We start from the raw sequence: 26,646 nt of genomic DNA, 5'->3' as shown, positions 1-26,646 counted from the left end.
ACTTTTGTGTTTCGGCGCGGAAATGATTGCCGGATCTGCTATGATGATCACGCGCCGTGGGGTCGCTCCATTGCGGAAGCCTGACTTCCACAGCTCATCGAGCAACGGCAGGTGCATCGAGCGAACTCTGCCGAACCTGGAAGAGATCGGTCCTCTCGCCCCGGTTCACGTGGCGGACAAGCTTTCGGCCATGGCCGGTGCGGCGCACAATCTCCTTGATAGGAATGCCGTCGCCGGCGAGCTTCATTATTGCGGCTTTCGTCTCCTCGCGTCGCAGGTAGCCCTCATCTTGCAGCTTCTCCGCGCAGGTGAGCAGGTCCGGATCGACCGATCGCGACACGGATCGACCGCACAGACCACGTTCGCTCGACGCCGCAAGACCCTCAACAGCGTGTGTCGTTGGCTGACTGGCCCATCAGTCGCTTGGCAAAGCCGGCGGCCGGTCTGCCACCCAGCGCCAGACCAAGATGAGGAACGATGCACTTCAGCCGCGACGTTCGTCAGGACCGCTTAGTGACAACCCCATCCTCAAACCGTTCCGCGAAGATCCGTCTCCGGCAGAACGGCGCATCGCAGACAAAGGGTCGGGCCACAAGCCGAAGCTCAACCCGCTTGCCCGCGCAGAGCAAGTCGGCAACTGGTCCTGATGTATCGGCTATGGACACGGCCCGACGACTTTGCACACAGCGGCAAGCCCGCTTTTTGGCTTTACCGCGCGCTGAGACCACAAACACTCCGCGCTCATCGGCGGTGCTCTCGATAAACAATCCGGCAGGGATCAAGGACGACAAACGCAAAATGCTCGCCATGGGGATGGTTCCCCTCAGAAACAGCACCACGCCGTAATGAAAAATTATCAAATGTGAATCAGACCCGAATAAGGGCCGGTTTTTTGAGTGCGCCCTGAGGATGGACATTTTGAGGAATTGACCAGGCTTGTCAGGTTTTCGAAAATGGGACCCATGGCAAGATATCACACTCACAGCATCGAGTTTTAAGCGGCGAATATCAGCAGGCGAGGCGCTTCACGGTTTGGCGAAACGGCACGACGTCACCCGAAACCTGATTCGTGTCTGGGTCCGCAAATGTGAGGAAGGCGCCTTTGATGACGATGCGCAGGCGGCCGACGTGATTCAGGAATATGAGGCCCGAATTGCTGCCCTTGAGCGACTCGTCGGCAAGCAGGCTCTGGAACTGGAGTTCCTAATGGGAGCACTGAAAAGCGCACCGCCGCCGAGAAGAGGACCGCCCAGCATCTCCATCGCGGAAAGATGCCGACTGATCGCATCGCGCGCGACCTACTGTGACCGCCCGCAAAAGCGGGCCGATGACACCCGCGATTGTGGGCGATGTTCGCGATCTGCGACGCGTTCGAGTTCTAGGGCCATCGCCGCGTCGGCGCTGCGCTATGTCAGCAAGGCTTCGTCGTGAATCACAACAAGATCCGGCGCCTGATGCGCGAGCATGATCTGCAGCCAAAGATGTGGCGGCGCTTCGTGGCCACCGGCAGCGATCATGAGCCAATCTTCCCCACTGGGCGAAAGAGATGGTTCCGGCCGGTCCGAACCAGCTGGACAGTTCGAAATACCTCGCCTTTGGAACCGGATTTTGATTCACTCGACGCGTTGATTTGCACGGAGGCAGTGGATGCGGGGACAGGCTGGTTTCTGGGACATTGACGAGCGATATGTCCGGCTGAGCGAGGCCGGCGATCCGCTGGAGAAGCTGAATGCGGTGGTGCCGTGGGAGGTTTTCCGCAAGCCGCTGGGCAAGGCGCTGAAGCGCTCCGATGGCGCGAAGGGTGGCCGGCCGCCTTACGATCCGGTGATGATGTTCAAGATCATGGTTCTGCAGGCGCTCTACGGCCTGTCTGACGACCAGGCCGAGTTTCAGATCCAGGACCGGCTATCCTTCATGCGCTTCCTCGGGCTGGGTCTCGGAGACAGGGTGCCGGACGCCAAGACGATCTGGCTGTTCCGGGAGCATCTCACACAGGCCGGCGCGGTGGACAACCTGTTCGCCCGTTTCGACAAGCACCTCGGCAAGGCCGGCTACCTGGCGATGGGCGGGCAGATCGTCGATGCCACCATCGTGGCGGCGCCCAAGCAGCGCAATACCGACGCCGAGAAGACTGACATCAAGGCGGGCAAGGTTCCGGACGAGTGGAAGAAGAAGCCCGCGAAGCTGCGCCAGAAGGACCGCGATGCACGCTGGACGGTGAAGTTCTCGAAAGCCAAGGTCGCCGAAGAGGGAAAGGCGCAGCAACGCGACATCGCCATTCCCGCCTTCGGCTATAAGAACCATGCCTCGATTGATCGCCGGCACGGCTTCATCCGGGGATGGAACGTCACGAGCGCGTCAGCCTATGACGGCGCGCAGCTTCGCAATGTGCTCAACCGCGGCAACACCGGCTCGACGGTGTGGGCCGACACGGCCTATCGCTCGAAAAAGAACGAGGAGTGGCTGGAGAAGAACGGCTACGTCTCTGACATCCACCAGAAGCAGCCGAAGGGTCGGCCGATGAGCGAGGCGACGTCGCGGGCCAATGGGCGGAGATCGAAAACCCGCGCATTCGTCGAACACGTCTTCGCGCAGCAGAAATCAAGGATGGGCCTGTTCGTGCGTACCATCGGCATCGCCCGCGCCAGGACGAAGATCGGCATGGCCAACCTTGCCTACAATCTCACCCGCTTCGTCTGGCACGAGGGGCAAACTGCGTCCGCATAACGGCGAGTGCGGCGAAAACCGCCGACGCAACGCCGAAATCGATCAGCCATCCCCACCCAGGCAAGGGGCGAAAACCTTGTCATAGTGTCAGATTCGGCCAACCGCACCCGTTTGTCCGCCTTGCCGTTCAAAAACCGCGGTAAATCGATCTGTCCAGCTCTGGGTTTGCGACAAAACTATGTCGCGCTGCCGACCCGCTTCGTCTATGTCGCCGTCCTCCCCGATGCCTGGTCGCGCTTGATTGTCGGCTACGCCATCGGCCGCTCCATGGATGCGCGCCGGGCGGTCGGCCGCCAGCAATCGGAGAAGACCACCGCCAAACTGCATTCACCATTCCGGTCGCGGCCGCCCAATATGCTGCAGAGATCTACCGGCAGATTGTTGCCGATCAAGGTTTGATCGCATCGATGGGCGGCAGAGGCAATCCCTATGACAACGCCAGGGCCGAGAGCCTCATGAACACGCTAAAGGTCGAAGCCGTCTACCCGATGGCTTTCCGAAACGTTGGAGGATCTTTTCAGGAACTCGATGAGGTCGCGTCCCCAGACGTGGTGTAGCTCGGCGGTAGCTAAGCCGCTCGCGAGCGCGCCCTCAACAGCGCCGTAGCGAGCGAGCGGCTTTGCGGCGGTCATCGATGTTCCCCGGTAGGGTCTGGTTGCTAACACCAACCTGATTCGAAGGAACCACCGATGACCGACCACATGATGAACCTGCGCACGCTCGTGGAGAAGACCCCCGACGCCGATATCTTGCGTGAGATGATCGGCTTTGCCGCCGAACGGCTGATGGAGCTGGAGGTGGGGGGCGCCACCGGCGCCGGCTATGGCGAGAAGAACCCGTTGCGCACGGCCCAGCGCAACGGCTATCGCGAGCGCGACTGGGAGACGCGCGCCGGCACCGTCGAGCTGCGCATCCCGAAGCTGAGGAAGGGCTCCTACTTCCCCGGTTTCCTCGAACCGCGCCGCATGGCCGAGAAGGCGCTGACCGCCGTCATCCAGGAAGCCTATGTTCAGGGTATCTCGACCCGCTCGGTCGACGACCTGGTCAAGGCCATGGGGATGAGCGGCATCTCCAAAAGCCAGGTCAGCCGGCTGTGCGAAGAGATCGACGGCAAGGTCAAAGCGTTCCTTGAAAGACCCATCGAGGGCGACTGGCCATACCTGTGGATCGACGCCACCTACCTGAAGGTGCGCCGCGGCGGACGCATCGTCTCGGTCGCCGTCATCATCGCCGTCGGCGTCAACGCGGACGGCCGGCGCGAGGTACTGGGCATGGAGATCGGCACCTCGGAGGCCGAGCCGATTTGGACCGAGTTCCTGCGCAAGCTGACCCGTCGCGGCCTGCGCGGCGTCAAGCTCGTCGTCTCCGATGCCCACGAAGGCCTCAAGGCGCCCGTCACCAAGGTGCTGAGCGCGACATGGCAGAGGTGCCGCGTCCACTTCATGAGGAACGTGCTGGCGCACGCCGGCAAGAGCCGCAGGGTCGTCTCAGCCTTCATCGCCACCGCCTTCGCCCAGGAAACGCCCGAGGCCGCAAGCGCCCAATGGCGCGCCGTCGCCGACCAGATCCGGCCGAAGGTGCCGAAGCTGGCGACAATCATGGACGACGCCGAGCCCGACGTGCTGGCCTACATGACCTTCCCCAGGGAGCACCGCGCCAAGCTGCATAGCACCAACCCGATCGAGCGCCTCAACGGCGAGATCAAGCGCAGGACCGAGGTCGTCGGCATCTTCCCCAACGATGACGCCATCGTCCGCCTCGTCGGCGCGCTCCTGCTCGAACAGAACGACGAATGGGCCGTGCAGCGGGCGCGCTACATGACGCTTGTGTGGATGCCAGCCGTTTTGCAAGGAAGATTTTGAACCTTTGAACGCGTGATCGAGTGCGGTCTTGTGTCAGGCCTTGATTTGCGGCCATGACGTGCCGCGGGCCGGTATGGTGATACGCGGATCAGGTCCAAATCTAGAAAGCGAGCGCGAGGCTCGGTGCGTCATTCTGGTTTCCTGATCCCGATCTGATCGATCATTTGCCCATGCGGTTCAGGCCTTCCTCACATCCCCGACGGACCGGTTCAGGTGTGCTGCTGAATGCTCATGCAGGCACCGTTGCCGGATTCCGGTAATCCTCTTCCTTTGTCAGCATGGCCCAGATGCCACGCGCCATCTTGTTGGCCAGCGCAATGGCCACGTATAGCGCGACAATCTGGGAGAGAAACGCGCGACAATCTGGATGAGAATCTGGTGTCGCGGCGATGATGATAATCTCGGCATTGATTGTCGCGCGCAAGAGGTTTTATCGGTTTGATTGTCGCGGCGCGTCAATCAGGATTGACGTTTGCGGGCGTCGCATATGACGCCGGCCTGCCTGGCCCCCGCTTTCGCTCGATGGCCTCGCGCCGCCGATAGCTCTCGACATTCAGTTCGAAGATTGTGGCGTGATGGACGAGGCGATCCACCGCGGCGAGCGTCATGGCGGGATCCGGGAAAACCTTCCCCCATTCGCCGAAGGGCTGGTTGGCGGTGATGAGCATGGAGCGCCGCTCGTAGCGGGCGCTGATGAGCTCGAACAGCACGCTGGTCTCGGCCTGGTCCTTGGTGACATAGGCAAGGTCGTCGAGGATCAGCAGGTGGAAGCGGTCGAGCCGATTGATGGCGGCTTCGAGACCGAGCTCCCGGCGCGCGACCTGAAGCTTCTGAACGAGATCGGTGGTGCGAGTGAACATGACCCGCCACCCGTTCTCGATGAGGGCGAGGCCGATGGCCGAGGCGAGATGACTTTTCCCGCCGCCGGGCGGGCCGAACAGAAGCAGGTTCGCTCCCTTCTCGAGCCAGCTGTCGCCGGCGGTGATCGCCATCACCTGCGCCTTTGAGATCATCGGCACCGCCTCGAACTCGAAAGCATCGAGGGTCTTTCCCGGCAACAGGCGGGCTTCGGCGAGATGCCGCTCGATGCGGCGTCGATCGCGTTCGGCCATCTCGTGCTCGGTGATCGCGGCGAGAAAGCGGGCGGCGGGCCAGCCTTCCTTGTCGGCCTGTTCGGCAAACAGCGGCCACATAACCTTGATGGCCGGCAGGCGCAGTTCGTTGAGGAGCAAGCTCACCCTGGCGGAATCGACAGCGGGGTTCGTCTTCATGCCGCATCTCCTGTCAGGTTGGCGCCAAGCAGGGCTTCATAGGCGTTGAGCGGAGCAAGACGCACGACGACATTCGGCAGCCGGGCGGGATCCGGCGCGAAGCGTTCCCGCAAGGGGGCCATGTCGGGCAATCGCCGTGCCTGTAGCGAGGCGGTCAATTGATCAGCCAGTTCGCTCTCGCAGCCGCGCTCGTGCGCCATGGCGAGAAGCTCGACCATGATCCGGCAGGCCTGCCGCTCAGGCAGTCGCTCTATGAGCACGTCGAAGGTTCGCCGGTAGGCCTCGCGGGGGAAGAGCTGGTCACGATAGACGAGGTTGAGCAGCGCCATCGGCTTGCGGCGCAGCGAATGGATGACATGCCGATAATTGACGACCTGGTCGTGCTTGCCGTTTGAAGAGGCGCGCCCGCGCGGCAGCGTCATGAGCTGCGTGCCGCCGATGAAGATATCCAGCCGATCATCGAAAAGCCGCACTCTGAGGCGGTGGCCGATCAGGCGTGAGGGCACGGTGTAGAACACCTTGCGCAGCGTGAACCCGCCCGATGAGGTGATGCGCACGGTGACCTCCTCGTAGTCGGAAGTGCGCCGGACGGGCAGTTCCTGGAGTTCGGCCCGCTCGACGTCGATGCGCTTGGAGTTGCGAGCATTCACGCGGCTGACGATCTCGTCGACAAAGCGACGATAGGCTGCCAGGTCGTCGAAATCGCTCGATCCCCGCATCAGCAGCGCGTCATTGATCGCCCGCTTGAGATGGCCGTGCGGGCCTTCGACGGAGCCGTTCTCATGCGCGATGCCGCGATTGTTGCGGGAAGGGGTCATGCCGTAGTGGCCGCACAGTTCGTCGTAGCGGCGCGTCAGGTCCTCCCGGGCGTCCTTATCCAGGTTGCGGAACGCCGCCGACAGGCTGTCGCTGCGATGCTCGCGGGGAGCTCCGCCGAGCGACCACAGCGCGTTCTGCAGGCCTTCCGCCAGAGCGACGAAACTCTCGCCGCCGAGCACGACATGCGCATGCTCGAAGCCGGAATAGGCGAGCCGGAAATGGTAGAGCCGGTGATCGAGTGGCTGGCCCACGATCGTGACGCCGGCGGCGGCCATGTCGGTGAAATCCGACAATCCCATGCGCCCGGGTACGTGAACCTGCCGGAAAATGACCTCCTGTTCCTCGCTATGGACGGCGCGCCAGGCTCGGACCCGGCGCTCGATCGTGCGGCGAATGCCGGCTCCAAGCTCGGGATGACGCCGGATCATCTCGTCGAAGATGGCGATCGCCCGAATGCCCGGAGCTGCCCTCAGCATGGGCACGACCTCGGCTTCGAAAATATCGGCGAGAGGGTCGGCACGGCGCCGTTGCCGCGGCGCCTTCTTTTGTGACGGCAGTCTCGAATCCTTCTCGATGCGATAGGCCGTGGCGATACTGATCGACGCCTTCGCCGCCGCGACGGCCGTCGTATTGGTCTGCCGGAACTTCATGAAAAGCCTCATATGGTGATCGGTTACGTGGCGGCCGGGCACAAAGCGATTCCTCCCCAACAGGAAAAACCACCGGCATACCCGGTCGACCGTGATCACCAGACGAAAGTCCCCCAAAAAGGAACGCGCCGCCGGCGGATTGAAACTCCGGTCGGGCTACGCCCTCCCTGCGTTCCAATCCGCCGGCATTCTCATCCTGATTGACGCTGCGCTCTCACGTTGATTGCCGCGCCGCAGCCACGAGCATGCGCGGCTTCTTCGGCATCATGCGCGCGAGCCAGGAGCCCTCGGGCGCGCCCTTCCGCGATGCCCATCGGACCACAGCCATGGCTCCAATGATGAGCAGGCGTCGAATATCGCATTGGCCCATCTTCGAGGTTTTTCCTAGTCGTTGCTTGCCGCCGGTCGATTTCTGCAACGGGACGAGCCCAAGCCAGGCGGCGAAGTCACGGCCGCATTTGAACGTCTCCATCGGGGGCGCGAAAGTTTCGATCGCCAGTGCGGCGATGGGGCCAACGCCGGGCATGGTTTGCAAGCGCCGAGATGCCTCAGCTTCCCTCGACAGAGCATCGATCTTCTTCTTCAGTGCGTCGATCCGGCCTGTTAGCTGGTAGATCCGGTCCAGCAGATCGCGGCAGATTTCGCGGGCCAGATCAGGCAAATTGGCTTTCTCGTCCTCAACGAAACATTCAAATCGGTTCAGATAACGAATTCCCTGAGGCGCGATGTGGCCGAACTCATAAAGGTGCGCACGCAAGGCGTTGACCAACTCAGTGCGCTGATTGACCAGCTGTTCTCGGGTGCGAAACATTATGGACCGAGACTGCTGCTCCTCGGTTTTCGGTTCGACGAAGCGCATCGTTGGCCGTTGCGCTGCCTCGACGATCGCCTCCGCATCCGCTGCGTCGTTCTTCTGCCGCTTGACGAACGCCTTGACATACCGAGGTGCAATCAGCTTCGGCTGATGGCCAAGCCGGACCATCTCGCGAGCCCAATAATGGGAACCGGCGCACGCCTCCATCGCCACTACACATGTTGGCTGACCCGCCATGAACTTGCAAAACTGCAGGCGCGACAGTTTTTTGCGGAACACGACTGATCCGTCAGCCGCCGCGCCATGCAGCTGAAACACGTTCTTTGCCAGATCGACCCCAATGATGGTAACCTTTTCCATGGATGCCTGCCTCTCCTTTGCGTGGCTCTAACACCACAAACTTGGCACATCGCGATGCCGCCGGGGAAGGCTGGCATCCACCCATCTGGAAACCATCAGCCAGATGAGCGATGATCCTCTCATCAGCCTGCCAGCCGTGGCACGCTGATCATCCCGGCCCCATGCCGGAGAGCGCGGCGACCAAGCCGTCAGCTACACCACTCCCTGGGACACGATCCTCGATGAGTGCGGCGACTACGCCGCGATTGGCTTTTTCAGTTCCGACGGTCAGTGGCAGCGCATTGGGAAAACCGTAGCCCGCAACGCGCCGCAGAATATAGCCGCGCGCCATGAGATAACCGTCGACCGATTGCGGACATGCGGCCTGATCTCGTCCTGGCTAACGGCCGTCAAAAAAACCATCTCTCTCGTGCTCTCAATTGCACCAATGTTTGGCGACGATCACCCTTCACCCGAGGGCACCTGCGCAGGTGCGAAGACGTGAGAGGCCGCTGATGGTTCCTGTTCGGTCGGAAATGGTGTGATCGACCAATGAATTGCGTCTACGGCACGCTGAACTATTGCCTTTGTCCGAGCACGGCTGGGTGAAGCGGCGAGGACATATCCGATGCAGTCTCGGTAATCGCCTTTCCTGACGATCGGCGTCTTCGGTTTGACATACAATTTCGCCTCGACGACACCTGGTATAGCAGCCGCCCGACTGTCGCCATCGATCCAATCGAGGATACCATCGCGATCAGGAATCAGGAGCCGCGCGGTCGCAACATGCGAATGCCTTTTGTGCAAATTCCATTCCTCGCCGATGACCAGCTTGATGTGCTCGCTTACGAGATCGACACCGTAAGCCGCCTGAACCGTTTGAGCACTGCCACCAAGACGCGGATTGACCTCAATGACGACTGGGCCACGCTTGGTCCACCGCAGTTCTACATTCGTTGGCCCCCAGCCAAGGCCTAGAGCTCGCAAACAGCTCAGCGAAACATCGACGATACACCTATGCTCGTCTTCAGTCAGCGGGGCTGGATAGGTCCCCCCAAGATAGACAAAATATGGTGGGGGAGCGAAATCAAGGGCTGAAATACAAACGACCTCATTTCCCATTATTGCAGCGCAATACTGGGGACCTTGTGCGAATTCCTCGACCAGTATTCTCGGCGAGGACCGCCATATGTGCTTCCCGCCCAACAGATAGGTCGTATGTTCGGCTAACTCATCGACATTGCGGCACAATCGGACACCGATGCTGCCGCTGCCCACGGCTGGCTTAACAACCACCGGCAGGCCGATCTCAGCGGCAAAGCTTTCTACCTCCGCCGCATTCGCTGCCACGCGATAAGCAGGTATTGGAACGCCAGCCTGCGCGAGAAGCTGACGTTGAGCGAGTTTGTCGCAGCATCGTTCGATGGATGCGGGGTTCGGTCCTGGTAGATCGAAGTGCCGGCAGAGCTTTCCAACTGTCGTAGAGACCGACTCGTCGTCGCCTGCTAGGCCAGTAATGCCAGCAATGTCATATGTAGCACGCAGCCTGGAACATTCGCCGATCAGCGCATCGAGATTGCCTGTATCGACACGAATTGCCTCACTTTCTCCCGCCGCAAGATAGTCGTACTGAGCCGGATCAACCGACAGGGTAATTGGATGAAGACCAAGACGCTGGGCCGCTTTCACATATAGAAGACCATTGCTCCTTGTGCCTTCAACCAGGATGAGCGCTCTTCTTGCCATTGGCCTTGACCTCCGTTGCGTGCTGTGCGGCGGTCCGAACGCAAAATCGGCGTTGGCTCATATTCACGCCTGCCTTCAGACCTTGCGGTGAACCTAGCATCGTCAGCGATCTGCGGTCGCAAAAGATTCTGTAAAGTTATTTGAACGATCTGTTGCAATGTTTTGGTTACCAGTGGGCGCCCGAGGCAGCGGTGAGACTTGGACATAGTCTCGCTTCATCGTCCTGACGAAGGTCTCGGCCATTCCGTTCGATTGCGAGCTCTGCACTGGCGTCGTCCTCGGCTCCAGTCCAATGTCGCGGGCTCTGGTCTCGTTGGCGATGTAGCCGGAGCCGTACCACTCGATCGTGTTGGGTCAACCTGCGGTTGACCTGGCCGAAGCGGCTTTCGACAGCGGTGATGATGAGGTCGCGCACGTCCTTACCCTTGATGCCCTGTGTCGGCGTTGGCCTCGCGGTGGCAGAGTCGAGCGCGAAAGCGATGCAAACCTTCTCGCCATTGTCGCAGCCGATCTCGGCCCATCGGAGCACCAGCGCAGGTTCGAGCGGTCGACGGCGAGCCGCCCGTCATGACGTTCTTCATGACCTCCCGCATGTCGACTTGAGATGCCGACCTATGCCTACCGCCGCGTTCACGCCGTGCTGCGCAGCGCGCCGCATGCTCATCGGCGCGCCCAACCACAAGCCTATAACTAGTCCCTATGATTGCTGGGCCTGAGGGCGGCCCGTCATCCGATATGCAACGGTACGAGGGTTAAGCCGGCTGGCCGGCGCAGAGCCTCATGCATAGGAGACGGGCCATATGGACCATATCAGATTTGTCGGTTTGGATATTCACAAGGAACGGATCTCGGTCGCGGTGGCGGAGAGCGGACGCTCCGGCGCGGTGGACTATCTCGGCGAGATTGCCAATGATGCTGATACCATCAGCAAGCTGTGCGACCGTCTCGGGCGGTCCGGCAAGCCGCTGGCGTTTTGCTATGAGGCCGGCCCGTGCGGCTATGGCGTTCATCGCCAACTCACGCGCCTCGGCCATCGGTGCGACGTGGTGGCGCCGTCGCTGATTCCGCGGAAGCCTGGCGATCGGGTGAAGACGAACCGTCGCGACGCCACCATGCTCGCTCGCCTCAATCGGGCCGGAGAGCTGACCCCCGTTTGGGTGCCCGACGCCGATCATGAAGCCATGCGCGACCTGATCCGGCTGCGCAGCGTCGTGCGACAGGTGGTGACGCGAGCGCGCCAACATCTTCAAGGATTTCTGCTGCGTCACGGGCGCAAGCATGAGCGTGGGACGGCCTGGCGAAAGGCTTACCGGCGATGGCTTTCGACATTGGCCTTCGACCATCCCGCTCAGCAGATCGCATTTCAGGACTACGTCGATGCCGTCATGGATGCGGAACGGCGCCTGCAGCAGGTCGAGGAACAGATACTCAGCCTGCTCCCGGAATGGAACCAGCGCCCGGTCGTTGACGCCTTGCAGGCGATGCGCGGCATCGCGCTGATTAATGCCGTGGTGCTGGTCGCGGAGGTCGGTGACTTCACACGCTTCTCAAACCCACGCCAGCTCATGGCCTATTTCGGCCTGGTCCCCGGAGAACAATCGAGTGGTGAGACCGTCTGGCGCGGCGGCATCACCAAGACCGGCAACACTCATGCCCGGCGCGCGCTGGTCGAAGGCGCCTGGGCTTACCGGATGAGAGCGCGCATCGGCCGGCATAAGGTCGACCGGATCGAGGCGCTGCCGAAAGTCGTTCGCGATATCGGGTGGAAAGCGCAAGTTCGACTGTGCACCCGATATCGTCGGCTGAGCGCGCGCGGCAAGAATGCGAACGTCGTCAATGTCGCCATCGCACGCGAGATGGTGGGCTTCATCTGGTCGATCGCCTGCACGGTTCAGTCCGCGCCAAAGGCGGCGTGACCACTATTTGACAGACAGCCAGCAGAGGAGACCACAACACAGGATCAGCCTCGGCGCGGTATGCGGCGCTGGAGGCGGGACAATGCCGGGGAGCCCTCGTCTCCACTATGAGCCTCGACGCTCGCCACCTAGCAGGCTGTGGAAAAAGGATCGGAGATACCCGTTTTGAATCTGGTTTGTGCTCGGTCTGATTCTGATACGTTCCGTGAACAAAACAGTTTTTCAACAGCCTGCTAGACAGAGGCAGCCCCAAACGAAACCAGGTCATGCGGCCCGACCCGCGGATGAGAGATTGTTGACCGACGTTCAAGTCCCGCCTCTTGCACCTCATATCCGCCGTACAAGTGCCTCGACCGCCGATCGGATCGGCGGGCCGCAGCTTATGTCAAAGGCCATTGTCAGCAATCATGAGAGTGGATTGATTCCAACGTTTGGTGCCCGCGCCTGACGGCGGCGATGATTTCGTCGGGATCGGCCTTCCAGATGAAGGGCCTCGGCTTGGTTGTGCTCCGTGATGAAGCGGTTGATGGCGGCCTGGAGATCGACGAAGGAGTGGAAGACGCCGTATTTCAGGCGCCGGCGCGTGAGTTTGGCGAAGAAGCCCTCGACGGCGTTGAGCCAGGAGCACGATGTTGGCACGAAGTGGAAGGTCCATCGTGGGTGTCTGGCCAGCCAGGCGCGGACCTTGGGCTGCTTGTGGGTGGCGTAGTTGTCGAGAATGACGTGGACGGCTTTGTCGGCCGGGAGTTCGGCCTCGACTGCGTTGAGGAAGCGGATGAACTCCTGGTGCCGGTGGCGCTGCATGTTGCGCCCGATGACCGAGCCATCAAGCACGTTGAGCGCGGCAAACAACGTGGTCGTACCGTTGCGCTTGTAGTCGTGCGTCATCGTGCCGCCACGGCCAAGCTTAAGTGGCAGCCCCGGCTGAGTGCGGTCAAGCGCCTGGATCTGGCTTTTCTCGTCGACCGAAAGAACGATGGCATGGGCGGGTGGGGAGACGTAGAGCCCAACCGCGTCGTGCAGCTTTTCGGCGAAGGCTTTGTCATTGGACAGCTTGAAGCGACGCCAGCGATGTGGCGCAAGACCGTGGTCGTGCCAGATCTTCACAACCGAAGACGCCGCGATGCCGACCGCTTTCGCCATTGCACGGACCGTCCAGTGCGTCGCTTCGTGATCGGGCGGCTCCAGCGTCAGCGCCACGACCTTGTTGACCACCCCCGGCATCAGAGGCGCAATGCCAGGCGGCCGAGTCTTGTCGCGCACCAAGCCATCGACACCTTCGGCCATGAAACGCTCATGCCAGCGCCATACACAGGTCTTGGATTTGGCCGTCGCCGCCATGATCGCCACGGTGCCCAGACCATCGGCAGTCAGCAGGATGATCCGCGCGCGCCAGACATGCTTCTGGGGCGAACCTCGCGCCAAAACGATCGCCTCAAGCCGCGTCCTGTCCGATGCCGTAACGTCGATGCCGATACCTGTGCGCATTCCGGCAGCCTCGCATGCCACGCTCCAGGATGGAATCCCCGTCGGACTCCTTTGTCTCGATCAATCCACTCTCATGATTGCTGACAATGGCCTTTGACATAAGCTGCGGCCCGCCGATCCGATCGGCGGTCGAGGCACTTGTACGGCGGATATGAGGTGCAAGAGGCGGGACTTGAACGTCGGTCAACAATCTCTCATCCGCGGGTCGGGCCGCATGACCTGGTTTCGTTTGGGGCTGCCTCTGTCTAGGTGGCGAGCGTCGAGGCTCATAGTGGAGACGAGGGCTCCCCGGCATTGTCCCGCCTCCAGCGCCGCATACCGCGCCGAGGCTGATCCTGTGTTGTGGTCTCCTCTGCTGGCTGTCTGTCAAATAGTGGTCACGCCGCCTTTGGCGCGGACTGAACCGTGCAGGCGATCGACCAGATGAAGCCCACCATCTCGCGTGCGATGGCGACATTGACGACGTTCGCATTCTTGCCGCGCGCGCTCAGCCGACGATATCGGGTGCACAGTCGAACTTGCGCTTTCCACCCGATATCGCGAACGACTTTCGGCAGCGCCTCGATCCGGTCGACCTTATGCCGGCCGATGCGCGCTCTCATCCGGTAAGCCCAGGCGCCTTCGACCAGCGCGCGCCGGGCATGAGTGTTGCCGGTCTTGGTGATGCCGCCGCGCCAGACGGTCTCACCACTCGATTGTTCTCCGGGGACCAGGCCGAAATAGGCCATGAGCTGGCGTGGGTTTGAGAAGCGTGTGAAGTCACCGACCTCCGCGACCAGCACCACGGCATTAATCAGCGCGATGCCGCGCATCGCCTGCAAGGCGTCAACGACCGGGCGCTGGTTCCATTCCGGGAGCAGGCTGAGTATCTGTTCCTCGACCTGCTGCAGGCGCCGTTCCGCATCCATGACGGCATCGACGTAGTCCTGAAATGCGATCTGCTGAGCGGGATGGTCGAAGGCCAATGTCGAAAGCCATCGCCGGTAAGCCTTTCGCCAGGCCGTCCCACGCTCATGCTTGCGCCCGTGACGCAGCAGAAATCCTTGAAGATGTTGGCGCGCTCGCGTCACCACCTGTCGCACGACGCTGCGCAGCCGGATCAGGTCGCGCATGGCTTCATGATCGGCGTCGGGCACCCAAACGGGGGTCAGCTCTCCGGCCCGATTGAGGCGAGCGAGCATGGTGGCGTCGCGACGGTTCGTCTTCACCCGATCGCCAGGCTTCCGCGGAATCAGCGACGGCGCCACCACGTCGCACCGATGGCCGAGGCGCGTGAGTTGGCGATGAACGCCATAGCCGCACGGGCCGGCCTCATAGCAAAACGCCAGCGGCTTGCCGGACCGCCCGAGACGGTCGCACAGCTTGCTGATGGTATCAGCATCATTGGCAATCTCGCCGAGATAGTCCACCGCGCCGGAGCGTCCGCTCTCCGCCACCGCGACCGAGATCCGTTCCTTGTGAATATCCAAACCGACAAATCTGATATGGTCCATATGGCCCGTCTCCTATGCATGAGGCTCTGCGCCGGCCAGCCGGCTTAACCCTCGTACCGTTGCATATCGGATGACGGGCCGCCCTCAGGCCCAGCAATCATAGGGACTAGCGGGTCATGAAGCTGCATGGCCTTCTTCTCAGCGTCTCAATGATCTCATCGATCCCGGAGACCAGTTCGCCATTGGGCTCGGGGAGGGCGGATCCACGGCCCTCAACGCCCGGCGATGTCGGAGCGGGCGATGCCATCGTCTCGCATACCGCCTTCATCGGGGCCCATCCTTGGCCCCGATAGCGACCGCAACATCTGTTTTTTGGGGCCCGCCGCCGCTTCTCTTTGCCAACAGGAGCTGCAACTCGCGCACTGGTCTGGAGAGCGCGAAAGCCAGCCGAGACGCCTTATGGCCGGCTTTGGCGAATGCCCAAATATGCATTGGCACTTGAACTCTCTGCGTCCGCGCCTCAAGAGTCCTAACGCTGCAGCCTGACGCCTCGACCGGTTCGAACGGCTGTCTCGAACAGCGCGCTGGCGACTGCAAGGTCGGCAAGGGCAAAGCCCGGAAATAGAAAGAGTGTGCGCTGGCTTGGATCCGAAGAACGGCCACGCTCAACTCCGCTCGCCAGCATTGCCAGATCCGAATCAAAAGGGCCGGGATAGGCGAGCTTGGATCGGTTTTCTGGATCCTCCGCCTGCGCGCGATCGTCCACGACGCAAAGATCGAATGCGCTGAACGTTTCCACGCGCCACGACCGACCGAGGTCGACCGCGCTGACGAAGCTGCCTGGACGCAGTAGGCCCGCATCGAGGAAGGGAGTGAGCGTAGCGGTCCCGGGCACTGTCGTTATGACGATGTCACAGGCCAGCGCGTCATCGGCCGCCGTGGTTTCGCGGCTTTGCAGACCCTTCTCTCTTGCGATGACGGCCAACCGGCGTGCAGAGGTTGCGTTACGGTCGTAGCAAACTGCTTCGGCCAATCCTGGGAAAAGATCGTACATTGCATCAAGGTGTCCAAGCGCCTGTTGGCCGCAGCCTATGAAGCCAATGGATGTACTATCGGGGCGCGCAAGATATTCCGCCGCAAGTGCCGACATGGCGGCGGTGCGTAAAACTGTGAGGCTGTTGCCGTCCATGATAGCCAGAGGTTGTCCAGTATTAAAATTACTGAGGATAACGAGACCGTTAACGTTCGACAGCCCTCGTCTGGAATTTTCAGCTGCAATGCCGACCCATTTGGCTGCAGCATAAGGAGGCTCGGGCGAGGCTGCGCACAGCGCTTGAAAGAAATGTCCAGGAGCGATTGCGAGGGTCTGTTTCGGACGCACTTGAACTCGGTGTTGCGCGTGCAAACGGAACGCTCGCGCGAGGCTCAGGCGTAGATCGGCTGGATTGGGCCTAAGGGCCGCGATTTCAGCCCCGCTCAGGTAAAGCAACTGCTCATTCATAGCCGACTCTCCTCAACAATCGCCCAAGCGCATGGCTCACCACTCGCGAGCTTCTCCGGATGCTCTTTTCCTGCTTCAGCCATTTTCTGCCCCTGTTGTGTTTTCTCGACCATGAATCCCGCCGCGACGCCAGACTTACCAAAGCGCCGCCGTAGATCGGGTTCTGGTCATACGGTGGATGGTCGCATAGTTCGGCCTCTCCAGACCACGTCGCAGTTGTTGCGCTTGGCGAGCAAATCCAGTCCGTGCTCGAGGAAGCACATCAGCGCCTGCCGGCGCTGCCAAGTACCGCGACCTTGTCAAACACCAAGTTGATGGCCTCCTGCGCGCGGCGATCAGGATCCTTCTCAAACTGGTCATCGACCTTCGCGAAGCCGACGGGGCTGCAACGACGAGCGCGAGGAGCCTCATCATAGCTCCGAGAGTGAGCGCGGGAGCAGAAGGTCTAGCTCATACTCGTTTGAGGCTCCCCTCAATCCCGGCAGCAATCGGTCATTGCCCTGGGCCAAGGCAGAGCTCGGCGACCATCCGGTCGAAACCCGGCGCGTGCGCCCGCCAGCCGCAGAGTGACCGAGACCTTCATCGATCGTCTCCATAGGGGACCAGCCGAGCGCCGTCAGGCGGTCGTGCATTGCATATTGAAGCATACTGCTCTCGCGATTGTACAGAACCTGATGGACGCCCAGCCGCCGGCGCATTTCTTCTGGGAGCCGCCTGCCACGGCGTCACCGAGATCGTCTTCGCGGCGTGCTGATGGAGAACAGATCGGACTGGGGTGTCGTCGGCTGGCGCGGCATGGACATAACCCTGATTTGCATCGTGAGACAATGATGCGCCTATCCCTGTGCTATGAAGAAGTCTCGCCAGCGATCAAGCACGGCAAGGTCGTCCCGCGGAGCAGTCGTGATGCGCCAGCTCGTGCTGAAGACACCTCATCGATATGGACCTGCCGCCCGGTCCAAGGATGCCATGTATAAAGAAGCCCGCGCTAAAACATCGGTCCCGTGGGCGTTCCGTCGTCGAGTTGCACAATACCGCGAGGCCACATTCCTCGCTCAACGGCGCGATGCAGCTGCGCTTCGAATAGCAACGATAATGGCGGATACTATCGATAATGTGTCGCCAAATGTCAAAGGGTTGTCGCGGCTCCCAAACTATTGTTCAGCCTCAAAATTCAACAGGACATTGCTCTATGGGACTTCCGAGTCACGTCAAATACGTCATCGTAGGCGCCGGCATCCACGGTCTGTCGGCCGCCTGGCATCTGGGCGAGAACCTACGCAAGAGCGGCAAGGGCAGCGGCAAGGACATCCTGGTCGTCGACAAGACCGCCATCGCGGCGGGCGCCTCCGGCATTGCCTGCGGCGTGGTGCGCAACAACTACTTCCAGCCCGCCATGCGCCGCCTGATGGCGCACAGCGTCTCGGTCTGGGAAGGCGACCCGGAGGCCTTCTCCTACCACCCGGTCGGCTATATGCAGATCAGCCCCGAGGTGATGCACGCGGACGTCGCCAGCATCTACCAGCAGCAGAAGGAGATTGGCTATCCGTCGGTCTTCATCGAGGGCGAGAAGGACTGCATGAAGTACATGCAGGGCATATTCTCCGACTGGCAGGCCAAGGGCATCACCTCGGTGCTGCACGAGGAGAAGGGGGGCTATGCCAACAACACGCGCTCGATCTACGGCCTCGCCAAGAAAGCGGAGAACGAGGACGTGCGGATCGCGACCGGCGTGAAGGTCATCGGCTTCGAGAAGGACGCCAAGGGCGCGGTCAAGGCCGTCGTCACCGACAAGGGCAAGATTGGCTGCGACCAGGTCATCATCGGCACCGGCCCGTGGGTCAAGCAGATCTGGGACATGCTCGAACTGCCGAAGGGGATCTCGATCAAAGGGCGCGACGGCAAGTTGCACCACGACGTGCCAATGTGGACCTTCTGGTCGCTGCAGGAAGGCACGCTCGGCGTCGATCCGAAGCTGCAGCGCACCAATGACGGCAAGATGCCGCCAGTGATCCATGTGGACACCGATGCGCCGCTCCATTCCGATGTCGACGGCACGGTGATCACGGACAAGCTGTGGGGCATCTACTACAAGCCCGATTTCCACTTCGGCGGCGTGCAGGGCGGCGCCATGCCGTTCAAGGTGCCGACTCCGCCAGAGCAGGTGAAGATCGATCCCTACGGCCCGGAGAGCCCGGACTTCATCGTCGGCGACGACTTCGCCCATATGTGGGTATCGGCGCTGGCCTTCTGCCAGAAGCGCTTCGAAGGCACCATGCCGAAATACAAAAAGGAGCCGTCCGGCGGCATCGGCAGCTTTACGGCAGATTCATTCCCGGTGTTCGACCGGTTCTGCGAGAATGTCTACGTGATCGCCGACAGCAACCACGGCTACAAGATGATCGGCGTCGGCAAGCTGGTGGCCGACGACATCTGCGGCAACGAGAGCGACCTGCTGCGGCCGTTCCGCTTCTCGCGCTTCGCCGAAGGCAAGCTGCATCCGACCTCCCACTCGCCATTCCCCTGGAGCTGACCTAGCAGTCAAAGCCAGAGTTGGGACGATGAGGGCAAGACCCATAAGTGTGCTCTGCTCCCTGAAAACTGGATCGGTCGCAACTGGAGTTTTCCGCTGTAGGTTCCCCTGGCTCGGGAGGAGCGGAAGACAATGAATGCATTGAAGTTTTCGGACATTCAGAAGGCGTTCATTTTGAAGCAAGGGGCTGATGAGATATGTCGACGGGGCCTCAGCCAAGCGACCTACTTAACTCCGGGTGTTGGTTTGTCCTGCCCCGATAATGTTTTTTCGCCACGAGCGGCTGCAATCTTGTTGGCAGTTCTTCAGATCCCCGCGGAGACCAGCGTATTTCGAACCGCTTGACGCACGTCAATATCTTAAAAGTTAAGTTGTTAAGATGAATTCAATCGCCTTGAACTTGTGCGAGTTATAGCCAAAGGTAAGCGAGTTACGGGGGGGGGTATCGTGGCAGAGTACAGCTTAATAATCACGGATGTAACGCGGTATGGAAGTCTTTACTGCGTAGCCGGATGGGACGTTGACCGACAGCGGATGATACGACCCGAGCCGCCAGGGGCCAATGCTGCAGTCGAGGCTTCTCGATTTTGGGGCGGCGATTTCGCTGGAGATGGACAGGTTTTCGCGGTTGGGAATAAGGTGCTTATTGCCGCGACAAAACCACCTGACCACTTTCCTTTCCCCCACGCGACCGAAGACCGGATTGTAGTCGCAGGTAGCAACATCGCGGTTCTCGAGCGTCTCAACACGACGCAGATGGTTCAGTCCATTGCAGAAAGCGTTTCTGCGTCACCGTTACAGGCATTCGGAGGCCATTTGGTGCGCGCTCAAAGTGGAAAGGCACAAGTGCCCGCCGGAACGAATACCGCATCGCTCGGCGCCATTGAAATCGAGCCTGACGAGATTAGTTTTTACAGTGATGTAGCGGCAAACGGAAGGCGCCGCCTCAGGGCCCTTGTCGAGTACGAGGGTCTCGACTACGATTTCTCCGTGCCAGCCGATGCAGCCTATAGGCGCTTCATTGACGGTGAGATAGCGGCATTGGAGGCTGATGCCCACGCCAGCGAATTGATCCATGTCCGTCTCGGGTTGTGCCGTCCCTTTGCTGCATTGCCGCGCTCCTGCTACGCTCAGGTTAACGGTCTCTTGTTCCTATGAGGTGCAGGGGTTAGACAGGCGCATCGGGATCGGCGGTCACAATGCTACGCTCATTGTCGGAAACTCCGTTTGGAGAAGGCTCAGTTGACGAAGAAAGAGATAGGATGCTCGACGTTGCAAGTGTTCACAATTGGCCACTCAATGCTTTCCTATGAAAGCTTTTTCGCGCTTTTAAAGCTGCATGGCGTTAATGCCATAGCGGACATCAGAACATCACCGTTCTCGCGGCATTTTCCGCACTTCAATAAAGAAAACCTGCAGCGCGAGCTTGGAGGGGACCGCGTCAAATATGTATTTCTTGGACAGGAACTCGGCGGGCGCCCCAAAAGCAAGCAGTTCTTCTGCAAAGGCGTAGCAGATTACGAGAGAATGGCAAAAACGGAGGATTTTGCCTGCGGCATTGATCGGGTAGTTGAAGGGGCCAAGTCTTATCGGATAGCGTTAATGTGCTCTGAGCGGAACCCGCTTGACTGTCACCGATGCCTTCTCGTCGGTCGAGCATTGCACGAACAAGGGGTGAAGGTTCAGCACATTCTCGGCAACGGCCACCTGTTGGATCAAGATCGAATAGAGGCACAACTACTCGACATGGCAGGAAAGGCGGATGTGGATTTATTTGAGGCGCCCTCAAAGCGACTGGCCGCGGCGTACCGTGATCGGGCACAAAAGGTTGCTTTCCCAAATAGTCAAATCGCTCCGAAAAAGTTAAATGCAGGGGCCGGAAAAGTTGGTTGAGCTTGCCACGATAGGCTTTACAAAGACAACAGCTGCCAATTTCTTCGAGAGACTTAAAAAAGCTAGCGTAAAAAAAATAATCGACGTCAGACTTCACAACACCTCTCAGCTAGCAGGCTTCGCGAAAGCGGATGACCTAGCATATTTTCTGAGAGAAATTTGTGGTGTTCAGTACGTCCATCAACCGATCCTTGCGCCTACGGATGACATTCTAAAGGCTTTCAAACGCCACAAAGGTGACTGGGGAAGTTATGAACGATCGTTCCTTCGCTTGATGGAAGAAAGACGGATTGAGACCCGGTTGAAACCGGAAATGTTTTCGAGCGGCTGCTTACTTTGTTCCGAGGATAAACCCCACCATTGCCACCGCAGATTGGTGTGTGAGTATTTAAATTCGAAGTGGGATGGTGCCCTAAAGGTCCGCCATCTTTAACAACACACGCTCAGGCGCTTGCTGCGGGTTCAATCACAGTGAGTTTAAGCTAGGCTGCGAATTATCTAGGGGGGATTGCTTGATGCATCCGAGAGTTTGGGAGCCAACACACTGGCAAATCTATGCCCTGACCCTCGTGCAGCTGGACAGTTCGAAATACCTCGCCTTTGGAACCGGATTTTGATTCACTCGACGCGTTGATTTGCACGGAGGCAGTGGATGCGGGGACAGGCTGGTTTCTGGGACATTGACGAGCGATATGTCCGGCTGAGCGAGGCCGGCGATCCGCTGGAGAAGCTGAATGCGGTGGTGCCGTGGGAGGTTTTCCGCAAGCCGCTGGGCAAGGCGCTGAAGCGCTCCGATGGCGCGAAGGGTGGCCGGCCGCCTTACGATCCGGTGATGATGTTCAAGATCATGGTTCTGCAGGCGCTCTACGGCCTGTCTGACGACCAGGCCGAGTTTCAGATCCAGGACCGGCTATCCTTCATGCGCTTCCTCGGGCTGGGTCTCGGAGACAGGGTGCCGGACGCCAAGACGATCTGGCTGTTCCGGGAGCATCTCACACAGGCCGGCGCGGTGGACAACCTGTTCGCCCGTTTCGACAAGCACCTCGGCAAGGCCGGCTACCTGGCGATGGGCGGGCAGATCGTCGATGCCACCATCGTGGCGGCGCCCAAGCAGCGCAATACCGACGCCGAGAAGACTGACATCAAGGCGGGCAAGGTTCCGGACGAGTGGAAGAAGAAGCCCGCGAAGCTGCGCCAGAAGGACCGCGATGCACGCTGGACGGTGAAGTTCTCGAAAGCCAAGGTCGCCGAAGAGGGAAAGGCGCAGCAACGCGACATCGCCATTCCCGCCTTCGGCTATAAGAACCATGCCTCGATTGATCGCCGGCACGGCTTCATCCGGGGATGGAACGTCACGAGCGCGTCAGCCTATGACGGCGCGCAGCTTCGCAATGTGCTCAACCGCGGCAACACCGGCTCGACGGTGTGGGCCGACACGGCCTATCGCTCGAAAAAGAACGAGGAGTGGCTGGAGAAGAACGGCTACGTCTCTGACATCCACCAGAAGCAGCCGAAGGGTCGGCCGATGAGCGAGGCGACGTCGCGGGCCAATGGGCGGAGATCGAAAACCCGCGCATTCGTCGAACACGTCTTCGCGCAGCAGAAATCAAGGATGGGCCTGTTCGTGCGCACCATCGGCATCGCCCGCGCCAGGACGAAGATCGGCATGGCCAACCTTGCCTACAATCTCACCCGCTTCGTCTGGCACGAGGGGCAAACTGCGTCCGCATAACGGCGAGTGCGGCGAAAACCGCCGACGCAACGCCGAAATCGATCAGCCATCCCCACCCAGGCAAGGGGCGAAAACCTTGTCATAGTGTCAGATTCGGCCAACCGCACCCGTTTGTCCGCCTTGCCGTTCAAAAACCGCGGTAAATCGATCTGTCCAACTTCATCACGGAAAAACCAACGTCCAGCGTGTCCCGGATAAAGTCCAAGGTGATGCAGGCTTAGAGTTTTTCACGACCAACAACTGCATGTATCACCCCACTTAAACACCGCCTGTAAGAATATGTTATTATATCAGCACGTTAGGCGCGCGCCGGCGCGTGTTACCACTACATTTTGGGGATGATCTCAGGCGAGTTGTTCGTCGAGGTTGTGTGGCAGAGCGATGCCAGCTGCCTTGAAGACGTTGCCTACTTGGCCCGTAACGTGGGTTCTGGTGGTGACGATGCGACCATCCTTTTCGATGGTGGCTTCCTGGAGGCGGTCGAGATCGCGTAGAAGCGGCTGCCATTCGGGCGTCAGGCCTTTGGCCCGGCAGAGGCGGTACAGTTCCTTGCTGAGTACGAGCCCCAGGAACGAGCAGAACACATGCCCGCGGATGGCGGCATCGGATTGGTGGAAGATCGGCCGGGTATTGAAGGTTGCCTTGGCGGCGCGGAACAGGCTCTCGACCTCGAGCAAATCGCGATACCGCAGCACGGCCTGGAGCGGGGTCACCTTCGCGTTGGTCCGCACCACGGTGATGCCGTCGTACCGGGCTTCCTCGGCAAGCTTGCCGACATCGATCTTGAAGTTCTTGCCGCTGGCCTTGACCCCACTTAAACACCGCCTGTAAGAATATGTTATTATATCAGCACGTTAGGCGCGCGCCGGCGCGTGTTACCACTACATTTTGGGGATGATCTCAGGCGAGTTGTTCGTCGAGGTTGTGTGGCAGAGCGATGCCAGCTGCCTTGAAGACGTTGCCCACTTGGCCCGTAACGTGGGTTCTGGTGGTGACGATGCGACCATCCTTTTCGATGGTGGCTTCCTGGAGGCGGTCGAGATCGCGTAGAAGCGGCTGCCATTCGGGCGTCAGGCCTTTGGCCCGGCAGAGGCGGTACAGTTCCTTGCTGAGTACGAGCCCCAGGAACGAGCAGAACACATGCCCGCGGATGGCGGCATCGGATTGGTGGAAGATCGGCCGGGTATTGAAGGTTGCCTTGGCGGCGCGGAACAGGCTCTCGACCTCGAGCAAATCGCGATACCGCAGCACGGCCTGGAGCGGGGTCACCTTCGCGTTGGTCCGCACCACGGTGATGCCGTCGTACCGGGCTTCCTCGGCAAGCTTGCCGACATCGATCTTGAAGTTCTTGCCGCTGGCCTTGAGGTAACGCCGGTAGGCCGAGTTGCCGACCAGTGCCTTGTCGCCCTTCTTGAGCTGTGCCTCGAGGCCGGCGATGATCGCCTGGCGGTCGGCCTTGTCCTTCTCGGCCTCGGCGTCATTGCGGCTGACAATGTAGCGGTCTTTACCGACCTTGACCTCTTTGACCCACAACTGAGTTTCACCGCGCTGGCGCTCGAGAACGAGCGGAACCATCGGTGCCGCGTCATTGAGCACGACGTTGTGGATCACGCTGCTCGAGCGTTCGCGGGCCCCCAGAATGTATTCCATGCCCAGCTTTTCGAGCGCGGCGATGGTATCGGCGCTGATCATGCCGCGATCGGCGACAACGCAGGCGCGTGTGACGCCGAAGCGCGTTCGCAGCCGATCGACCACCGGCAACAGGACGGTCACGTCAGCGGTGTTGCCGGGCACCATCTCGGTGCAGATCGGCCGGCCCTCGGCATCAACGACCAGCGCCAGGATCATTTGCGCCAGATCGGGGCGGAAGTCCTTGGAATGCCCGCGCTTGCCCAGCGTCTCGCCGCCCGCGCCGTAGAAGGACAACGAGGTGGTGTCCATGAACACAAGGCTGAGGTCGGTGAACAGGTCCTGCCGGCGCGCGAAGAGCTTTTCCTCGATCACGTCTTTCACGCAGCGCGCCACCAGCGCGCCTTGCGCCTTTTCGCCGAGTTCCTCGCCCAGCCACGCCATGGCCCGGTAAAAGTGATGGAGCGCCAGACCCTCGGCGCCCTCGATACCATAATCGGCCATCCAGTTCGCGCAGTCGCGGTCCGAGCCCGAGACGAACAGCCGATGCAACGTGCCAATGAACACCGCCCGTTCCACCGCAAAGCCGAACTGGCGCCCTTCCAGCACCTCTTCCAGCACATCGCCGATCCCGAGCCGCTCCCACAGCCGCCCGAACAACAGCGGACCGCCGATGCGGCGAGAGGCAATTCGCCCCGCGTCAATGTCGGACAGGATGAGGCTGCGCTCGCCATGGCGCGCAATCGAGGCCGCCAATCTGTCAAGTTCGCCGCTGGCAACCAGCGCATCCTTGCGGCCCAGCGCCTTTATCGTGCGCTGGCGAACGGTTTTGCCGTCGCGGACACTTTCCACGAGGTAAAGATAGCGGTGGCCGCGCGCGACTCTCTCAACGACAAACATGCCAGCGTTGTTAGCGAATAAATGCCATAAAATCCATACAACATGCAGCTAGCAGATCAAATGTTGTTACCACACATTTTCGCGCCGAAAACTCGAGGCGAGTGAATTCAATAGCTTAACGGACAGCGTTCGCCATCCGTTCACCTCCAACTGTTCAAGTCGGGTATCAGTGCTATGCACCGCAGGACGATACCGTTGCCAAGGCCTCTGAAGGCATGAAGCGAAAGGCGACAACTGATCTCGACAAGCTGCAGCTTAACAAAGAGTTCTTGGCCAAGATGTTTGAAGGCAAGAAGTTCGAACGGTGGATTTTATTTTGTCCATTCCTCGATGACAAAAAGGTTGTGAACCATACACGCGCCAAAGGAAGAAAAATTGCCAAGCTTTCGTTGCCGTTTTTGGCTTCGACCTTTGAGGCGCTGGTACACTGCCAAGATGATTTCGAACTTGAAATCGGGCAGTTGAAGGCCCTGCCAGTTGCACCCAGAGTGGATTTGGAATCCCCCTCCCGCCGAGATGATAGCGGCACATATGAGAACACAACTGTCCGACACGATGCATTCGAAACTTACCCGTGCCTTCCCTAACAGCACTGAATAACAAATTCTGAAACGGAAGGCAGTGCACACGCGCAACCACATCAAAAGAAACAACACCCTTGATTTTCTCCGTCGAGATTACCCCATACTCTGGGAGCGCGCGATGAATACGATTTCCGCTGAAGCGACCAGTTTTGGGCCTGCCGACCAACTACGCAGCAGCTTAGAGCGAATCGAAGCAGGGCTTCACCGTGACGTACCAACATTAGCCTCGGCGACTATCATTCAACTTGCGAATGGCACCCTGGCGGACTGGCTCATGCGATGCCCTCTCGATTTTCCCGAGGCGCAGTGATGGCAAAATCACCCAGCGACGAGAACGGAACAGCCCAGAAGTTATTGCCGCAACACTCGCCCTTCAGCTTTAGAAAGCGTCCGGTCCCTGTTCCGGGAGATATGAGGATAGGCTGGCGAGTTGGCGCGCTGCTGATCATCATGCACAACTCGCCCGCACAGCGTTCCTCATTAGCGCGTCTGCACATCATCAATGACGCGATGATCAATCCCATCAAACGACAACTTTTATCCGAAATCTTGACGGGGTCGGTCCCCGTTCGACGATGGAGAATGAGTGTTGAACCTGCTCTTGGACGCGCGTTGGATTTAATGGCGGGTGAGACCCTGCTCAAATGGGATCGCGTACGGCTTCGGGCTCGAACGTATGCTTTCTCCCAACCTTGATGTTCCGTTTGCCCAGGTCATGCGGGGTAAGCGCCAAGGGCATCCCATCTGGTTTTAGGTAAGGCTTCAGGCGACATTTGGCACGAGGATCCAGACTGGTGCCATGTTCTATG

Annotated in this window: 21 protein-coding genes and 8 pseudogenes; 14 read left to right on the top strand and 15 right to left on the bottom strand. The window is 60.1% G+C overall.

What is annotated here, in order from left to right; all coding sequences use genetic code 11:
* Nucleotides 1-63: 63 nt before the first annotated feature.
* A pseudogene (locus ACZYHG_RS32085) lies at nt 64-809 on the bottom strand (transposase family protein); the annotation flags it as partial.
* Between the two features lie 153 nt (nt 810-962).
* On the opposite strand from ACZYHG_RS32085, the pseudogene ACZYHG_RS32080 reads away from it, so the two are divergent.
* From ACZYHG_RS32080 to ACZYHG_RS32065, 4 genes and pseudogenes are all read left to right on the top strand, one after another.
* Nucleotides 963-1,257: pseudogene (locus ACZYHG_RS32080) on the top strand (transposase); the annotation flags it as partial.
* Between the two features lie 170 nt (nt 1,258-1,427).
* Complete coding sequence (locus ACZYHG_RS32075) at nt 1,428-1,679, top strand: hypothetical protein (RefSeq protein WP_464615125.1); 252 nt, start codon at nt 1,428-1,430, stop codon at nt 1,677-1,679.
* Nucleotides 1,648-2,727, top strand: a complete 1,080-nt coding sequence (locus ACZYHG_RS32070; RefSeq protein WP_464614994.1) for an IS5 family transposase — start codon at nt 1,648-1,650, stop codon at nt 2,725-2,727. Before ACZYHG_RS32075 ends, ACZYHG_RS32070 begins: the two co-directional genes overlap by 32 nt.
* Before the next feature lie 165 nt (nt 2,728-2,892).
* Nucleotides 2,893-3,126, top strand: a complete 234-nt coding sequence (locus ACZYHG_RS32065) for a hypothetical protein (RefSeq protein ID WP_464615124.1) — start codon at nt 2,893-2,895, stop codon at nt 3,124-3,126.
* A 65-nt stretch (nt 3,127-3,191) separates the two neighbouring features.
* On the opposite strand, the gene ACZYHG_RS32060 is transcribed toward ACZYHG_RS32065, so the two are convergent.
* Nucleotides 3,192-3,359: a hypothetical protein gene (locus ACZYHG_RS32060; protein WP_464615123.1), complete on the bottom strand. Its 168-nt coding sequence runs from the start codon at nt 3,357-3,359 to the stop codon at nt 3,192-3,194.
* 57 nt (nt 3,360-3,416) lie between these two features.
* Between ACZYHG_RS32060 and ACZYHG_RS32055 the strand changes: the two genes are divergently transcribed.
* On the top strand, nt 3,417-4,589 hold the full coding sequence (locus tag ACZYHG_RS32055) for an IS256 family transposase (protein ID WP_464615122.1): 1,173 nt from the start codon (nt 3,417-3,419) through the stop codon (nt 4,587-4,589).
* 229 nt (nt 4,590-4,818) lie between these two features.
* Here ACZYHG_RS32055 and ACZYHG_RS32050 read toward each other — a convergent pair whose 3' ends face one another.
* The 7 genes and pseudogenes from ACZYHG_RS32050 to ACZYHG_RS32020 form a co-directional block, all read right to left on the bottom strand.
* Entirely contained in the window at nt 4,819-5,013 is a 195-nt protein-coding gene (locus tag ACZYHG_RS32050; protein WP_464615378.1) for a hypothetical protein, read from the bottom strand.
* A gap of 31 nt (nt 5,014-5,044) precedes the next feature.
* Nucleotides 5,045-5,860: an IS21-like element helper ATPase IstB gene (istB, locus tag ACZYHG_RS32045; RefSeq protein ID WP_464614968.1), complete on the bottom strand. Its 816-nt coding sequence runs from the start codon at nt 5,858-5,860 to the stop codon at nt 5,045-5,047.
* On the bottom strand, nt 5,857-7,371 hold the full coding sequence (gene istA, locus ACZYHG_RS32040) for an IS21 family transposase (RefSeq protein ID WP_464615121.1): 1,515 nt from the start codon (nt 7,369-7,371) through the stop codon (nt 5,857-5,859). The genes istB and istA overlap by 4 nt, the downstream gene beginning before the upstream one ends.
* A 187-nt stretch (nt 7,372-7,558) precedes the next feature.
* Nucleotides 7,559-8,503: pseudogene (locus ACZYHG_RS32035) on the bottom strand (IS110 family RNA-guided transposase); the annotation flags it as partial.
* 148 nt (nt 8,504-8,651) lie between these two features.
* Nucleotides 8,652-8,846 (bottom strand): annotated as a pseudogene (locus ACZYHG_RS32030) (hypothetical protein); the annotation flags it as partial.
* A gap of 98 nt (nt 8,847-8,944) precedes the next feature.
* On the bottom strand, nt 8,945-10,228 hold the full coding sequence (locus ACZYHG_RS32025) for an ATP-grasp domain-containing protein (protein WP_464615120.1): 1,284 nt from the start codon (nt 10,226-10,228) through the stop codon (nt 8,945-8,947).
* Nucleotides 10,229-10,399: 171 nt separating this feature from the next.
* Nucleotides 10,400-10,825: pseudogene (locus ACZYHG_RS32020) on the bottom strand (IS3 family transposase); the annotation flags it as partial.
* Between the two features lie 203 nt (nt 10,826-11,028).
* Between ACZYHG_RS32020 and ACZYHG_RS32015 the strand changes: the two are divergent.
* Nucleotides 11,029-12,144: an IS110 family RNA-guided transposase gene (locus tag ACZYHG_RS32015; RefSeq protein ID WP_464615049.1), complete on the top strand. Its 1,116-nt coding sequence runs from the start codon at nt 11,029-11,031 to the stop codon at nt 12,142-12,144.
* A gap of 398 nt (nt 12,145-12,542) precedes the next feature.
* Here the strand turns inward: ACZYHG_RS32015 and ACZYHG_RS32010 are convergent.
* From ACZYHG_RS32010 to ACZYHG_RS31995, 4 genes and pseudogenes are all read right to left on the bottom strand, one after another.
* Nucleotides 12,543-13,632: pseudogene (locus ACZYHG_RS32010) on the bottom strand (IS630 family transposase).
* A gap of 377 nt (nt 13,633-14,009) precedes the next feature.
* Nucleotides 14,010-15,125, bottom strand: coding sequence for an IS110 family RNA-guided transposase (locus ACZYHG_RS32005; RefSeq protein ID WP_464615049.1), 1,116 nt, complete (start codon nt 15,123-15,125; stop codon nt 14,010-14,012).
* 469 nt (nt 15,126-15,594) lie between these two features.
* Entirely contained in the window at nt 15,595-16,566 is a 972-nt protein-coding gene (locus ACZYHG_RS32000; RefSeq protein ID WP_464615119.1) for an ornithine cyclodeaminase family protein, read from the bottom strand.
* 121 nt (nt 16,567-16,687) lie between these two features.
* A pseudogene (locus ACZYHG_RS31995) lies at nt 16,688-17,264 on the bottom strand (recombinase family protein); the annotation flags it as partial.
* A 494-nt stretch (nt 17,265-17,758) separates the two neighbouring features.
* On the opposite strand from ACZYHG_RS31995, the gene ACZYHG_RS31990 reads away from it, so the two are divergent.
* The 5 genes from ACZYHG_RS31990 to ACZYHG_RS31970 all read left to right on the top strand — a co-directional run bounded on the left by ACZYHG_RS31990 (nt 17,759) and on the right by ACZYHG_RS31970 (nt 22,724).
* A complete protein-coding gene (locus ACZYHG_RS31990) occupies nt 17,759-19,099 on the top strand; it encodes an NAD(P)/FAD-dependent oxidoreductase (RefSeq protein WP_464615101.1) in 1,341 nt (446 codons plus the stop codon).
* A gap of 402 nt (nt 19,100-19,501) precedes the next feature.
* Nucleotides 19,502-20,257, top strand: a complete 756-nt coding sequence (locus ACZYHG_RS31985) for a dual OB domain-containing protein (RefSeq protein ID WP_464615118.1) — start codon at nt 19,502-19,504, stop codon at nt 20,255-20,257.
* An 84-nt stretch (nt 20,258-20,341) separates the two neighbouring features.
* Nucleotides 20,342-20,992 (top strand): DUF488 domain-containing protein, encoded by a 651-nt coding sequence (locus tag ACZYHG_RS31980; RefSeq protein WP_464615117.1) that lies wholly within the window; start codon nt 20,342-20,344, stop codon nt 20,990-20,992.
* The gene (locus tag ACZYHG_RS31975) at nt 20,967-21,425 is read left to right on the top strand and encodes a DUF488 domain-containing protein (protein WP_464615116.1); all 459 of its coding nucleotides are present in this window, start codon (nt 20,967-20,969) and stop codon (nt 21,423-21,425) included. Before ACZYHG_RS31980 ends, ACZYHG_RS31975 begins: the two co-directional genes overlap by 26 nt.
* Nucleotides 21,426-21,644: 219 nt before the next feature.
* A complete protein-coding gene (locus ACZYHG_RS31970) occupies nt 21,645-22,724 on the top strand; it encodes an IS5 family transposase (RefSeq protein WP_464614994.1) in 1,080 nt (359 codons plus the stop codon).
* 344 nt (nt 22,725-23,068) lie between these two features.
* Here ACZYHG_RS31970 and ACZYHG_RS31965 read toward each other — a convergent pair.
* A pseudogene (locus tag ACZYHG_RS31965) lies at nt 23,069-23,557 on the bottom strand (IS1634 family transposase); the annotation flags it as partial.
* Between the two features lie 67 nt (nt 23,558-23,624).
* Nucleotides 23,625-25,253: an IS1634 family transposase gene (locus ACZYHG_RS31960; RefSeq protein ID WP_464614942.1), complete on the bottom strand. Its 1,629-nt coding sequence runs from the start codon at nt 25,251-25,253 to the stop codon at nt 23,625-23,627.
* Between the two features lie 215 nt (nt 25,254-25,468).
* Here ACZYHG_RS31960 and ACZYHG_RS31955 point away from each other — a divergent pair, with 215 nt between their 5' ends.
* The 3 genes from ACZYHG_RS31955 (at nt 25,469) to ACZYHG_RS31945 (ending at nt 26,533) form a co-directional block, all read left to right on the top strand.
* A complete protein-coding gene (locus ACZYHG_RS31955; protein ID WP_464615115.1) occupies nt 25,469-25,840 on the top strand; it encodes a hypothetical protein in 372 nt (123 codons plus the stop codon).
* Between the two features lie 115 nt (nt 25,841-25,955).
* Nucleotides 25,956-26,147, top strand: coding sequence for a hypothetical protein (locus tag ACZYHG_RS31950; protein ID WP_464615114.1), 192 nt, complete (start codon nt 25,956-25,958; stop codon nt 26,145-26,147).
* On the top strand, nt 26,147-26,533 hold the full coding sequence (locus ACZYHG_RS31945) for a hypothetical protein (RefSeq protein WP_464615113.1): 387 nt from the start codon (nt 26,147-26,149) through the stop codon (nt 26,531-26,533). Before ACZYHG_RS31950 ends, ACZYHG_RS31945 begins: the two co-directional genes overlap by 1 nt.
* The last annotated feature ends 113 nt before the right edge of the window (nt 26,534-26,646 follow it).

Source organism: Mesorhizobium subarcticum, from assembly GCF_055456085.1.
The sequence above is the reverse complement of the archived record's forward strand: the minus strand, read 5'-3'. Positions and strand labels throughout refer to the sequence as shown.